7 protein-coding genes are annotated in these 14,775 nt (G+C 44.1%); all 7 read right to left on the bottom strand.

Translation table 11 applies throughout. The annotated features are described in order from the left end of the window. A complete protein-coding gene (locus tag VB073_RS06090; protein WP_323403260.1) occupies nucleotides 1-3,237 on the bottom strand; it encodes a TonB-dependent receptor in 3,237 nt (1,078 codons plus the stop codon). A 273-nt stretch (nucleotides 3,238-3,510) separates the two neighbouring features. Beyond that, on the bottom strand, nucleotides 3,511-4,665 hold the full coding sequence (locus tag VB073_RS06085) for a sulfatase-like hydrolase/transferase (RefSeq protein WP_323403259.1): 1,155 nt from the start codon (nucleotides 4,663-4,665) through the stop codon (nucleotides 3,511-3,513). Continuing rightward, nucleotides 4,662-6,443 (bottom strand): hypothetical protein, encoded by a 1,782-nt coding sequence (locus tag VB073_RS06080; RefSeq protein WP_323403258.1) that lies wholly within the window; start codon nucleotides 6,441-6,443, stop codon nucleotides 4,662-4,664. The genes VB073_RS06085 and VB073_RS06080 overlap by 4 nt, the downstream gene beginning before the upstream one ends. Before the next feature lie 10 nt (nucleotides 6,444-6,453). Then, on the bottom strand, nucleotides 6,454-9,054 hold the full coding sequence (locus VB073_RS06075; RefSeq protein ID WP_323403257.1) for a DUF4861 family protein: 2,601 nt from the start codon (nucleotides 9,052-9,054) through the stop codon (nucleotides 6,454-6,456). A gap of 19 nt (nucleotides 9,055-9,073) precedes the next feature. Continuing rightward, a complete protein-coding gene (locus VB073_RS06070) occupies nucleotides 9,074-10,429 on the bottom strand; it encodes a DegT/DnrJ/EryC1/StrS family aminotransferase (RefSeq protein ID WP_323403256.1) in 1,356 nt (451 codons plus the stop codon). Nucleotides 10,430-10,480: 51 nt separating this feature from the next. Beyond that, complete coding sequence (locus VB073_RS06065; RefSeq protein WP_323403255.1) at nucleotides 10,481-12,790, bottom strand: hypothetical protein; 2,310 nt, start codon at nucleotides 12,788-12,790, stop codon at nucleotides 10,481-10,483. A gap of 41 nt (nucleotides 12,791-12,831) precedes the next feature. Continuing rightward, a complete protein-coding gene (locus VB073_RS06060) occupies nucleotides 12,832-14,751 on the bottom strand; it encodes a hypothetical protein (RefSeq protein WP_323403254.1) in 1,920 nt (639 codons plus the stop codon). Nucleotides 14,752-14,775 lie beyond the last annotated feature (24 nt).

Below are 14,775 nucleotides of genomic sequence, written 5' to 3'. Positions count from 1 at the left end.
TTAGAAATTGATATTTATACCCAAATTAAATACTCTTTGAACAGGGTAGCCCAAACCGTTACCCGCCATTTCAGGATCCCACATTTTAAAAGCAGACCAATGCAAAAGATTGGTTCCGCTGACATAGATACGGAACATGCTTACATGAAATTTTTTCGTCATGTCTTGGGGCAGGGTATATCCGAATTCCGCCGTTTTCAACCGGATAAATGCGCCGTTTCGCAGCCAATGTGTACTATTTACATTGTTGTTCGGCACCTGATATGCCGATAAACGCGGCCAGAATGCGTAGATATTCCGGTTGGTTTCAGACCAGTGGTCGTCGGCAATATACTGCAGCAATCCTCTTTGTCCGTTATTTATGAACGGCGTGATACTCGCGGAATTAATCATGAACGACGAGCGGGCAGAACCTTGGAAGAAACAGGATAAGTCGAATCCCTTATATCCCATGGAGAGCCCGGTACCGTAAATGATTTCGGGCACGGTGGGGTATCCGATGGGGACGATGTCGTCTGCATTAATTACCCCGTCGTTATTGATGTCTTTGTATTTGATGTCACCCGCGCCATAGGTACCCCCCAAGTTTTGCTTGGGAGAGTTGTTTACATCTTCTTCATCGATAAAGAGCCGCTCGGCAATATATCCCCTCGGCTGGTTGATTTTATACCCGGCGTATAATTTCCACGGTGCATCGCTGTAATCAGGTTCTTCAAGCTTCTTGTACCGGCTGGTGGCATAAGTAAAATTGCCGTTCACGACGGTCCAAAAGTCTTTATTGAAGTTCTTCTGGTATTTCAATTCCACTTCGAACCCTTTGCCTTTCCCGATGCCCACGTTTGCCATCGGTACCGCGCGCAATCCCATCGTGGTGGGAATATCTGTCCTGCTCTGCAAAATATTTTCGCGGGTTTCCGTAAAATAGTCGACCAGCATCGTTAAGTCACCAAACAGGCCGATTTCCACCCCCAGGTTCATTTTTTTTGCTATTTCCCAGGTAATCTGGTCGTTGGCGTACCGTCCGATAGTGATCCCGGTTCTATAATCCCTATTGTTACCAAACCAGTATCCTACACCGTTCATACTTATTTGGGACAGGTAGAAGAAACGGTCGTATTTTGACCCGATCTGGTCGTTACCTACCAAACCGTAGGTAGCTTTCAGTTTGAGGTTTGAAATAACATTCTTTATACCTTCCATGAACTCTTCGTTGCTTATCATCCAGCCGACCCCTGCCGACGGGAAAAAGCCGAACCTATTTTTCTTGGCAAACCGCTCGGTACCGTTGTAGCCGAAGTTGAATTCGGCGAAGTAGCGGGAATCGTACCCGTATGCCAACCGGCCGGCAGACGAAAGGTTTCTTCGTGGCAGGGTAGCATAGAGCAGCGACTCTGCTTCGTTGGTCAGCCCTGTCTCGTTCCGTATCGTACCCACCAACAGTGCGTTGAGGTCGTGCACGTCGTCAAAAACTTTATTATATCCCAACCGGAACTCGCCATAGATGGTGGAGAGCACATTACTGCTTCCGCCTGTAAAATCCAGGTACTCTGTCCCTGTATCAGGATTTAATGCGATCAGTTGATAGGAGCCGTCTAAGGTCGTTGCCGGATGATAATAAAACGGATTATATCCCCGCTCCAGAGAATAGGAAGCGTTTCGTTGCACGTTAAAAACTCCTTTGGCAAACAATCCGTCTAACCGTCCGGAGAATCTGTGATTGACTTCCATTTGTATCAACATCATGGATGAGCTTGCTTCCCGGAACCGGCTTGTGATTACTGCCAGCGGGTTGGTAAAAGAGCCCAACTCGCTCCCCATCCCGAAGAGAATATGGTTTGTGAATTGGTTCGCTTCATCTTTGGGATAATAGGGCAGGAATCTAACCGGTGTGGCGTTGCGCGCCAAGTGGAAAGCATATACCCCGCCCGATACCGTATTGCCGTCTACAATACCTTGTCTGGGACCTGTCTGGTCGTCGAACGACCCGTAGGCGCGTATAATCGCGGTAGTAGCAGGGGTAAGCTTAATAGTCACATTGGAACGTACCTGTATCCGATTGATATTGATGTTGTTACTGAACAGATTCTCCTTGCTCTCTTTCAGGATTCCTGTATCGTGCTGGTAGTTGGCGGCCAGGTAATATTGCACCGCTTTTCCTCCCCCGTTGATGTTCATATTTATCCGTTGGTTGAAAGTACGGTCTTTCAGCATGTAATTATACCAATCTACGGAAGGATACATGAGAGGATTGGTGCCAAGTTCGGTTTCCCTTATCTTTGATGAGGTATAGGGTAACTCTGTCATCGCGTCGCGTGTTCTTACCGCTTCGTTATGAAGTCTCATATAGGTAATGGGATCTGCCAGCCCCACCAAATCGGTATTGGCCGAAGAGGATAATTCGGCCCTCACATTGACCGAGATCTGGTCGGCTTTCCCCTCTTTGGTCGAAACCAAAATAACACCATTTGCTCCACGTGCCCCGTATAGGGCAGCGGCGTTGGCGTCTTTCATCACCGAGAACGAAGCGATATCGTCCACATTCAACCGGGCCAAGTCGGTAGAGGTCATTTCTATCCCGTCAATCAATATCAGCGGATCTTTTTTCCCTCCTGCGCTGAAAGTGGTAATCCCGCGGATAAAGAACTCGGCATTGTCCAACCCCGGTTCACCGGAACGTTGGTAAGCAATTACACCTGACATTCTACCTGCGAATGCCGTTGTAATATTACTGGAAGGTACTCTCAATTCTTCCGGTCTGACGGCGGAAATAGAACTGATCACGCTTTCTTTCTTTTGTGTCCCGAAAGCAACCACCTGTACCTCATCCAACGCAATCGTATCTTCCTCCAGCACAATGGTCACATTATTCGCTTCTATCGCTTTTTCTTCTTTGGAGGTATATCCAATAAAAGAATAGACCAGTGTCTCATTGGCGCCACATTCGATTGAATACTTTCCTTCAATGTCGGTTATAGTACCGACACCCGGTCGTTCCTTTATTGCAATAGTGGCACCGGGTATAGAGAATCCATCCTGATCAACTACACGCCCGGAAATTTTCACTCTTTGCTGTTGTGCTACATCCCGCACAATTACCGTTTCATTGATTTTTGTATTCTCTTTGAGGATGTTCAACTCTTTGCTTTCAGAAGCATTACTTCCAACAGCAAAAAGCATACTGAAGATCATCATAAAAATTATGATGAATAACAAATTAAACGTTTTTTTTACTTTCATTTGTTTTAGATTTACATTTTTTAATTATTTGATAGCTTTATCGAATACCCTTCCACCTTTTCCTTTTTTTCTGTCATAACTCAACGAGTTCATGTCTAATAAGGATTATCACAAAATATAACTTTATATTATATTACAAAGAAAAATAAATCAAAATACCTAAAAGTTTGTTTTTGCGAAAACAAATCCTCAAAGAGCGTTAATCTTACGCTGTTCATCTCTTTTTAAGATACCATTGTATGGAGAGCTACATATTGGAGGGTTATTATTCTCCTACTCGCGCACTTTGTTTCTCATAATATTCAGGACTTTTTCATTTGCTTCGATCAGATGACTTATAGTGCCCGCTTCTTTCCAATTTAAGATCCGATCCTGGTGGTAGAAAGGCTCTATAAATGTTTGATTTTCAAGTAATGCAACAAAATTTGCAAAATAACCATCTGTTTCGGATAATAGGACAAATTTTGCTTTTAGCAAATTGTACTCTTTGATTTGCTGATTGAGTGTTTTGATATAAGTGTGTGGTACATATCTGGTAATATCGGTTCCTTGCAGTATCTCTCTAACGAAGATGCCCGCCTGTTCGGCGGGTAGCGGCCATTCTTTTCCCAACAGGCCGGCTATTGTCGGAGCCAAATCAGTATGTTCGAAATAGCCCAATTCCCTTCCTTGGGCAATACTGTTCCCAACAAATACCAACGGAGTTTTCCAACTATCCTCGTCAAACAGTGGATGCCATCCGATACGGCTCTGTCCGTGATCTGAAGTTACAATAAAAACTGTTTCATCCCACATTCCAGATTCTTTAAGAAAAGAAACAAACCGTCCTAATTGCATATCTGCATTTTCTATAGCCTCCACATAGGGAGAATTGTCGGCGAAGATATTCCTGTAATAGGGTTTGTCGGGAGTACTTTGAGAAATATCGTAGCCTCTTTGACCTGCTCTTTGAAGATGTATGCGCATAAATACCGGTGCTTGGGTTTTTAAAATATTGATGGCGCAATCCACTACATCAGCATCAGAAAATGTGTCATCCATCACGAGTGTAGAAAATCCTCTTCCCACCGACTTGTAGGCAGTAGTGTTTACGACAAAAGCTGTTTGCTGTTGAGGAGAGAATATCTCCTGAATCATTGTATTATCGGGTGAGAGGAAGATTGTCCCTTGATGCAATACCGGATTGGGGAAGGAACAACTGTTGAACTTACTATAATCGCCCACTGTGGGGTGATGGGGTATAATTACATAAGATTCTCGTATGTAGGTTCCCTGTTCTATTAAACTATTGAATGCCGGCATTTTTAATCGCTGAGGAGCTTCCCAGTGAAGTCCGTCTATTCCAAACAGGATCACTCTTTTAGGTTGTGCTTGTACCGTAACTTGCAATATGAAGCAACTAACTATCAGATATATTATTTTTTTCATATTTTACGTAACTCATTGATCCATTGCTTATAGTCGGATTTTCTCTTTATTTTGAATTCCTTATTGAGAGCCTTGAGCATCTCCGATGTATTGCCACAACTTCTTGCAGCGTTGAATTTCTGCCAAAAAACGTCATTTCCCGCACCCGATTGTTTCAGTTTGGCGATTTGCCTGTCCTGAACGAGTGTCAGATAATAGAGAATGCTTTCATCGCTATGAATAAGCTGGTGGGTGTACTTTTCGTAGATACCGCCTTTCTCGAATCTGTTTTGAAGCAAATGAAAAACAGGATCATCTCCCAACCCTTTCTGTATCGATTCGAGTGCCAAGACAAGTGATTGTACCAACTTGTATCTGGCTTCCGGCTCTTGTGTTATAATGGGAGCATATACTTGATTCATGCTAAAGAATTCCCATTGGATATCATGGACACCGGAAATGTCCAAAGACCAACTGTCATCCGTTTTACCATCGCCATCGGCATCCAATTCTATTGTATCTACGATACCGTCGTTATCGGTATCGATCCCTTTATAGTACATGTCCCTTTTGCGATCGCCATCGAAATCGACATCTATCCACGCCAGATCGCTGTATTTTATACGTATCTTTTGTTCTGCCGGGTTGTAATAATATTCATTGGGCTTATCGGGATGAAGAATCAACTCATACCGTTTATTGAACGGCCCACAGGCGGGACCCCCGACTTGCGGCATAAAAACATTGTCATCCTTATAACCCTCAGCAATGATTCCTTCCCAGCGAGGAATCGTGTCATTGATATTTTTCCAGGCCACGTTCAGATCGATTTCATCCCAAGTGAATAAGACCCTTGACCAGGTGATGGGTGCTAAATAATCTTTCGCGGTGGAACGTTTCAATACCCTGCCAGTAGGAATTCCGGCAATAAGAAACGATTCGGTGACATCGTCGCTTAAATGCAAGCTGTATGCACTATTCCAGTGATTTTCGGGCCTCCATCCCGGGGCGCAAGCCGTTATCCCTACATCGTAGTTCCGTGGATCTTCAGCATCCGGTAGGAGATTAAAACTCCATCGCAGGAAAGCAACGGTTTCGTTTTCACCTTCAATCCGGATAGTTTCCTCCGATACACCGTCGTTATTGACGTCGTAGAACAAGAATGGATTTTCCCAGAAAGGTATCCATCGCATGGTAGAGGGGAAGTAAGTTCCTTTGTCCAGATAGAATAACGTAAATGAGTCGTTCCCTCCGAAATGGGAGTAGTTCTGGCAAGGAACCTGATAATAGACATAGTCGATATCATACATCATCAGATGGTTGTCGTCCCCGTCATCGGTATTCCACCAGGCACAAAAGCCGAATCTTGCATGGTAAAAGAACAGTGCCTGTTGGTCGACATCATTGTCCTGATCTTCGTCTTCGTAACTGATAACAGCATCTACCTTACCATCGGCATTCCAATCGGCAATCCAGAGATCGCTGTCCTTATCGGGCTCTTCACCCATCCGGAGGTCGTTATCCCTGTCAATTACCTTTACCAATAAGGGGCGTTTATCCTGTTTATGCCGGGGATCGGTATCAATAAACCATACCTCTTCCGGTTTGCCATCGCCGTCCTGATCCACGTAATGGCGTTTGCCATGTTCTGCCGAAAGCACTTTCTCTCTCATCGACTGCTCGAAGAGCACCTGATCGCCGAAGACGGACAGGAAGTCTGCCTGTTTCTGCTTATCGTCAGCCAGAACAGATTCAATACAAGCCAATAGAAGAAAAACAAGGAGGAGAGTCTTATTCATACTGTATATCTTATTTAATAACCGGATTGTTTAAAGATGCCTTTTTCAAGGTGTTCTTCCATTCCTGTGCACCGGGTGAACGGGGGAACTGATGGGCTCTCAGCCAATCACCCTGTATGTGGTACCACAGCGACTCTCCCTGGTTATAGCGAAGTACCACACGGTGTTCCTCCGGCTGTTTATCCAAGAAGAGGTATCTGCTTTCAGGGAAGATAAGACCTATTCCAATCCAACCAATTTCGGGATCCTGAAATCCCCATGAACCCATGATGCCCGATTCTTTATCACAGAAAAAAGTCTCAGTCGGTAAGACGGTCAGGGTTAGTCCTATCGTTAATATTTGTCCCGGTTTTCCTCCTTCAACAACGACCTCTACAGGCGAGTCTTTCCTGCCGGCAATGGCAGAGGGGCGAATATAGAGGGTATAAGGATTCTCTTTGGGGCCTACATTTTCCGCTATAAATTCGAGGGTAATACTGTCGGTCGTTTCTTTCACTAATCGTCCCGTCAATACCGGATCTCCCGGATTTTTCTCATTGCGGACGGGATAGGCAACACCATCGACATATAACACTAATCCTCCTATTCCACCTGTTTTACCAACATGCAGGATATCCATTCCCCATCCATTTGTATCCTTATGGTAGCTGCTCCCTTGGCCGATGGCTGGATAAATAAGCGTATCCATCCGTTTGGCAAACAGGTCGAAATGGCCGTCATAGCAACGGAAAGCCGCTTTTTCGGATTCCCATCCCCAGTTGGGTGGGAACCATGTATTGTCCCATGCAACACCTTTCTTGTCCGGTATTGCCCGTAAATTGGCTATCCAAGCGGTATAATCCGGGAGGTTGTTTTGCAATTTGAATTCTTCCCGGATAAATTGTACCATTGTAGCCAATTCTCCTTTTCCCCTCTCCATATCCATCTGTTTCCAAAAAACTTTCTTTTTATAGGCTTTCTTCAGGTTAAAAATTCTGCGATCGGCTGCAATCCGCAAATAGTAGAGCATCGATTCATCGCTGTTGACAAGGCGTTCTGAGAGACTTTGGGTGAGGGATTCATGTTGCATCTTATTTTCGATCATCTTCCAAACTTCATCTTCACCTGATCCCGGCTTGATAGATTCGAGCGCATTTGTCAGCACTTCATTCAGGGCATAGAGCTGTTTTGGAAGATCGAGGATTACCGGCGTATAGGCGGAATGAAGTTCTTCGAAATTCCAACGTACGGTTTTAATGCCGGTAGTATTTAATTGCCAACTGTCATCAAACTTGCCATCTCCGTTGATATCTACTTCCACCTTATCCAGTATTCCATCATTATCGGTATCAGTCCAGAGATAATACATATCTTCCTTGTTATCGTAGTCGAAATCCACTTTCAGCCATGTCTTGTCGCTATGACTGATATGCAATCGCCCTTCCGAGGGATTGAAATAGAATTCATTGGGTTGAGAAGGCTGCATCACTATCTGATAACGTTTATTGAAGGGGCCGCAGTCGGGTCCCCCAATTACGGGAAATTCAAGTCCCTCTTCGGTGGAGGGTGCAGCAATGATACCTTCCCATCGTTCCAAATCGGGACGTTGGCTGTTGCCGTCCTTGTTCAGGTCATTCTCGTCCCAGGTCATTAAGACTTTCGACCATGTCACATCGGAAAAGAAGGAGGTTGCTTCGGTCCGTTTCAATACCGGCCGTGTGTCTATACCCCTGATAGTGATTACTTCGCTTTGCCGGTCGCCGATTCGTAAAGTATTACCCACTTCCTTGTGTGTACCGGCACTCCAGCCGGCTGCCGTATTTCCCACCTCCAGACCGGGGGCATAGGCCGACATGGAGACATCGAAATCGCGAGGACTTGCAATGGTGGCGTCGTTATCTAAATCGAAACTCCACCGGATGGAATGTACCACATCATCCTGTCCCGATACGCGTAACACCTCCTCGGTAATACCGTCTCCGTCGAGGTCATAGAAGAGGAATGGATTCTCGAAGAAGGGTGTCCAATATTTTTCTCCCGGTTTGATATAAAATGCAAAGAAAGTTTCATCGCCACCGAAATGAGTATGGTTTTGACATGGATTTTGATAGTAGTAATAATCGATGTCGTACCACAATAGATTGTCATCACCGTCGTCGCGTCCCCACCAGACTCTTAAACCGTGTTGTTCCGTGTAGAAGAACATCGACATACGATCAACATCTTGGTCCCCGTCCACATCTTCATAATCGACCACCGCATCTATCGTTCCATCGGCATTCCAGTCTGCCAGATAGAGATCGCTATCCAGATCGGGTTCACCTCCTATTGTCAGGTCGCCATCTTCATCAATGACACGCACCAATAAAGGTTGTCTATTTTTATTGTGTCTGGGGTCGGTATCTATAAACCAGACCTCTTCAGGTTTTCCGTCGCCGTCGCGATCTACATAATGACGTTTTCCATGAGTATCTGCGAGTACTTTTTGTGTCATTTCCCGATCGAATTGGGCATAGTTGCCGAAAACCCATTCAAAAGCTGCCTGTTTTTTCTCTGCCGCTGTTTGACCGGAAGCTTGTGTGCTTATCAACAGCAAACAGCAAATAAAACCGATTAAAGCTGTTTTTTTCATATTCTTGAGAATTCAAATTTTATATTTTCGCCTCTTTTATTTCTTGCGCATATTTTTGTATTTTTCGAATGGCTTCAGCAATCTGTTCCATATCGGTTTTGGAACCTAACAAGACCGTCTGGCTGAACCATACGGCAATTTCGCCGGATACTTTCGCGTTCTGTGGACACTGGATGCGCTCTAACCAGTCTTTCATGGTTTTTTCGCCATATATCTTTATATAATGGCGGTTGTTGGGTAATGAGGTTATCCGTGGTGTTTTTTCCATTTGCCCATATCCTCCGCTACATGGTGCGCCCTCAGCGGATAGGGCTTCCATGAAACGTGCCCTGCTCATTCCGGCAAAGTAATTGCTGTCGTACCGGAACATATACAAATGGTAAGCGCTGTTGGTGGTACCGGGGTACAATTTGGCAGGGGCTATGCCCGGTATCTCATTTAATATCCTGCTCAAATAGGTTGCGTTTTCACTCCTTGTTTTCGCCTGCTGTTCCAAACGGGTCATTTGGGCATTCAATATGGAAGCTTGAAACTCTGTCATTCGCAAGTTCCCACCACGAATACCTCCTTGGGCGTAAGGGTTGTCTTGCAATATGGATCCCTGATGATGAAAACCCACACAAGCATCCATGAATTGGCGGTTATTCGTGGTGACGGCCCCGCCTTGCCCACAATTCAAGTTTTTGGACTCCTGAAAACTGAAAGCCCCTCCTATTCCGAAGGTACCTACTTTTTTGCCTTTCCATTCCGCTAAATGTGCTTGGCAAGCATCTTCAATAACAGGCAAATTATGCCGGTTACCTATCTCCAGGATACTGTCCAAGTCGGCCGGTGATCCGCCGATATGTACCGGCATCAGTGCTTTGGTTTCTTTGGTAATGGCTGCTTCCATCTTTTTGGGGTCTATCTGGAAACTTTCCGGGTCTATATCCACGATGATGGGCAATGCATTATGCAATACAACGGCATTATAGGTTGCGATGAAAGTATAGACCGGTAGGATCACTTCATCGCCGGGGCCAATATTCAATGCCCCCATGATGGTGAAAAGTGCGGATGTACCACTATTGACTGTCAGGCAGTGGTTGGCTCCCAATAATTTCGCATAATTGTTTTCAAAGTTGTCGGCAGCATTATCTTTAACGCGTCTTCCCCATCTGCTGCCACGTAAAGCATCTAACAGTGCTTTCTCCTCGGTGGTATCGACAATTGGCCATCGCGGAAATGATTTGGTTATTGTTTTTTCTCCGCCTAAAAGAGCTGGTTTAGAATCCAAACTGCGATTCCCTGCCCAGATAGATGTGGGTTTGAGCGCCATTCCTGTACCGACGATGGATGCGCTGCCTAAAAAGAGTCTCCTGCTTATTTTTTTCATGTTATTCCACTTTGTTAATTTGTCAAATAGAAAACGGCATGTGTTATGCCCTTATAATACCTTACTGTTTGCCAATAGTTCTATGACTTCGTCCTCCGGAAGATCAAAAACTATGTAACGGCAATCCCCCACGGAGATGGTTGAATAGTCGTTGGATCCTTCGCCCAATTTATTTCTTCGTACATTCATATCATATAGAGCAATGCTCTTTTTCGAGACCGGTATACGGAGTAGTTCTTCCCCTTGAATATGCCATAGCACAACCCATGTTTTACCTGCCCGACTAAAAATGAAAGCACGAATAGAATCGGAGGTCTTGGTCACAGATTCCACTTTCTTGTATGGAATAATTTCATATTTTCCGTCTACATTCTTGAATAAGAAATGTTCCTGATGGCTGTTTCTTAACTCCTGTTTCTGTACATCGGTCATCAATCCTGCAATTCTGACCTCTTCCCACATTCTTATAACCCGTAAATTATCCTCTGTACGGGGATGACTTTTAAACTGGTCCGGTCTGCCGAATAAGCCGATTGGGCAGTCCCATGCGGCTGCCCGGCTGCAGATATATTCGTACATGTCCGGTTGCATGCCGATTGTCTTGTCGGAAGAAGCTACATAATCATTCCACCCGAAATTCATGGATGAAAAGCTTTCGTTCATATATCTCGCTGCCTGTACCTGGTATATGTCGGTAGCCTCTTTTACCTCTTCAGGAGGGAAAGTATCAAAGGCATTCCCTCTTGTAATAATATGCCAGCTGAAATGTGATTTTGTAGCTGCCTCCGAAAAAAGAGGAATCGGGTTTAAATGTTGATAAACTTCCCATTGTGCTTTCGGTACGTTATACCAATAGGGATAATGTACATCTTCTGCTCCATCGAAGTAGACAAATTTGAATCCTGCCTCATTGTATATTTCACTTACCCGTTTCGCTACTTCCTGCTGAATACTTGTTCTTTGGTCGAACCGGATAAACTTTGGCCAGGTATCCACATCCAATAACCCAAATTTAAGCCCTGCGGCAGCCGTTGCGGTTTCGGTTCCGAGCTCTCCGCGCTTGCAACCTGTAAATTGATAGGGATAAGATGTGGTATAGTTCTCATAGGAAATGATTTCATTACCGATTTTCAACAATCTTCTTCCTGCCTCCAACGTACATTCATAAGGTGATTCTTCTACAGTTATGATAGCAGCATCTTTATTGAGAGGAGCTGCTAATGTGAATATTTTTGTGAGATTGAATCTTGGATCGGGAATGGGTGTTACATAAGGATCGTTCTTACTGGCCTTATTGTAATGTATATGAAATCCGGGGATGATTCCTGCTTCCTCTATCTTTCGTACGACCTGTTTCAAGTCGTCCATCTTATTAGAATAGTGATCACCCCAGGTGAAATGTCCCATGCTCACAAATATATCCTCATAATATAATAACATCTGCCGAAAGCCACCTTTTTTTGCATAGGATATATGTTCATCCACATTCTTGGGAGTTATTCCTTTCGGTTCATAATAGGAGTACTTGTATTCATTGCTGAGACGGCTTTTAACCCCTAAAGGAAGATTGTAGTCTTCCTCTAAATGTGAAATACAAGAGAGGAGCTTACTTGTACTGGTTGTGATTAGCGCGGCTCCCACCCCCTCTAATCGAATATTATTTTCCATCCCTGCCACCATTAGGCAACTACTACCTCTTATGTCGGCATCGATTTTGGCATAGCGGTCTGTCGCCAATACATTGACGGAGACTTCGTCGTCCCATGTCACATTTAACCACTCCCCGAAGTGAGTACGCTTCTTGACGGGTAATTCCAGGAGGGTAAATTCATCTACTTCAGTTTTTCTTTTTTCTACACCTATCTTTCCGATGGTATATGCTAATTTCTCCAAACTGAAACCAATATAGTGGTCAGTTATATTCAAGTCAATAATTGCCGTGTACCAGATTTCTTCGAATTGGACAATCAATTTATTCCCCTCTCTTTTCACCTTGTCCGCATAATATTTCCGCGGTTTGGCAGAATAGGTGAGCATTAGTTCGGTAGCATACGGCCTGTATTCGATAAGTGCAAAAATGGATTTTTCCCTGTTGCCTAAATCGAGGCATTCTTGTCCCGTCTCTTTATGAACTAAGCTCTTAGGTTTTCCATTGTCATAAAGCACAAAGCGCATCTCCTTGTTCTCAATGACAATCTCAGACTGTTCGCTTTCCAGAGCGAACAGTCTGATACTGCAGAGTATATAAAAACCGATCAGAAGGGGAATAATGATTTTGTATCTATTTACTCCTCTTGTAACCCAGATCTCTTTTGATACGTGATCGGTTTTACTGAATCTACTGTCGGTAGTTAAAAACATAGATATAAGTTGTTATCCTTTAAATATTAGTCAGCCAATTTCTATCGGTTATTTTCTTTGATACGGTTTACTACCGTATCAAATATACCTAACGGGTAGTTATTGGGTTGTCCATACCAAAAAAAAGATCCGTATCCTTCGTAGTCTCTGGCTTTTACATGAGGATCAGTAGCAAGATAACTGGGTATGTCGTTGGTATAGGCAGCTACCGATACTTTTTGGTCAGGCCATAAATTCTTGATAGCAATGCCAAATTCAGTGGTAACTTCTCTGGAAAGGCCAATCAGTTTCCAATCGCCAATATTCAATGTCTGTACATATATCGGCATATCAGTGGGAGGTGTGCCGTTTTTGTCGTAATGCTCCAACATCAGTTTTGCCCAGCGGACATCCCTACGGGCAAGTCCATCTTCAGGTTTTTTCCCCGCATTTTGTAGATATTCTTCCAGTTGTTCACGACTCCAAGGAGTCACAGGTACGGAAATTGTGTCAAGATAACAAGAGATATTTCCTTGGATGGGAGATGGGGTTTTACTTAATGCATGCATCACTTCCTCTGCCAGTTGTTTGCCTGTGGTGTAGAACTTGGAGATAGGATTGATGTCGCCGGCACATCCTTGAAGGAACATGCTGGTTTGAATACCGTCTGTAGATTCGATAATACTTCTGGCATATCCGGGGAAGTTAGCACTTACGACAAAATGGTTTGCAATTGAGTCAGATACAACCGGATGGCATCCTGCTAAAAAGAGTACCGATTCTTGTTTATTTTCTTGAGAAACAATCTTCACTACATCCAAGCTATTGTCGTATATGATATCTGATCCTCTCAAGCTCCTGTTTCTCCCAATACCCGTAGTGTCACGACTGAAAAAGAGATCGCTCTTGACAGCATTGTCAATTGCCTCTTCTATGGAGCGGATAATGCCGGGGCGTACCACATCATTCAAGAAAAGGGTATCGGGATGCTGGTTCTGTTTTTCCCAAGTGATCCAGCTTTGGGTAACCGGGGTAAAGTGAGAATGGGATGCGTTGATCAGTACAGCCTCATGGGGGATACCCCTTTTCTGGTAAATCTCATCTTTTATACCCTGAATGAAGGAATAGTCGAAACCACATACATCCACTCCCACGATGACCGCCACTTTCTTCCCTTTTTTGAACGAGAAGGCGCGTGCTGTCATATTTCCTTCAGAATTGTGTTTGTTTGTATAGAGCGTATTGTCATCGCCGAAAGCATATAACTTTCCATTTGAATAGGTAATGCTACGGATATTGATCGTATAAGTAGATCCATTGTTATATCCGATACGTACCCAACTCTCTTGCGGATAGCTTATTTCACATTGATAGAGCACGGTATCTTCTCCGAGGGCATACAGCCTTTTTCCATCGGAAGCCAGCGATTGAATTACGTTGGTATTGGCCACGTTTTTCCATGATATGGTACCCGCAGCGATAGTTCCTTCGAGTAACTCTCCTTTAGCTGTTGCTACATACAATTTTTCACCGGAGGATGTCAAAGCTTTTGCTCCTGCAACCGATGACAGCTTTTCCCATTCAATCTTGTCGCCTACACTTTTCGAAACGTATAGATCTCCTTTACCGGTAATTCCGTACAACGAATTGGCATGACCTGTAATGAGTTTTACAGGTATGTCGGATGCAACAGTTTTCGCCTTTCCGATAGGCTTTTGGGTAAATGTAACCAATTTCCCCTTTTCATTCACACCGTAGAATTGTTCTCCTACTGCAGTGAAATCTGAAAAATAATCGGTAGTACCCTGCGCTTCCCAGCCAATAGTGAAGCGACCTTCGTAGGGTGCCGCAAAACCTGCTAAACTCAGTGAAACAGTTTCGTCGGTAGGCTCAATACTGACAACAGAACTGCCTACTTCATAACTCCCTTTGCAAGAGCATAAAATGCCCAGCATAAACAAAAATGACAAAAAGTTCTTCATACAATTGTATATTAATTTATTAGT

The sequence above is a fragment of the Proteiniphilum sp. genome (assembly GCF_034927365.1).
GTDB lineage: Bacteria > Bacteroidota > Bacteroidia > Bacteroidales > Dysgonomonadaceae > Proteiniphilum.
The sequence above is the reverse complement of the archived record's forward strand: the minus strand, read 5'-3'. Positions and strand labels throughout refer to the sequence as shown.

Bases quoted from the DNA above. Each gene is read 5' to 3' on its own strand.
- VB073_RS06090 (WP_323403260.1), bottom strand. From the start codon at position 3,237: ATGAAAGTAAAAAAAACGTTTAATTTGTTATTCATCATAATTTTTATG.
- VB073_RS06085 (WP_323403259.1), bottom strand. From the start codon at position 4,665: ATGAAAAAAATAATATATCTGATAGTTAGTTGCTTCATATTGCAAGTT.
- VB073_RS06080 (WP_323403258.1), bottom strand. From the start codon at position 6,443: ATGAATAAGACTCTCCTCCTTGTTTTTCTTCTATTGGCTTGTATTGAA.
- VB073_RS06075 (WP_323403257.1), bottom strand. From the start codon at position 9,054: ATGAAAAAAACAGCTTTAATCGGTTTTATTTGCTGTTTGCTGTTGATA.
- VB073_RS06070 (WP_323403256.1), bottom strand. From the start codon at position 10,429: ATGAAAAAAATAAGCAGGAGACTCTTTTTAGGCAGCGCATCCATCGTC.
- VB073_RS06065 (WP_323403255.1), bottom strand. From the start codon at position 12,790: ATGTTTTTAACTACCGACAGTAGATTCAGTAAAACCGATCACGTATCA.
- VB073_RS06060 (WP_323403254.1), bottom strand. From the start codon at position 14,751: ATGAAGAACTTTTTGTCATTTTTGTTTATGCTGGGCATTTTATGCTCT.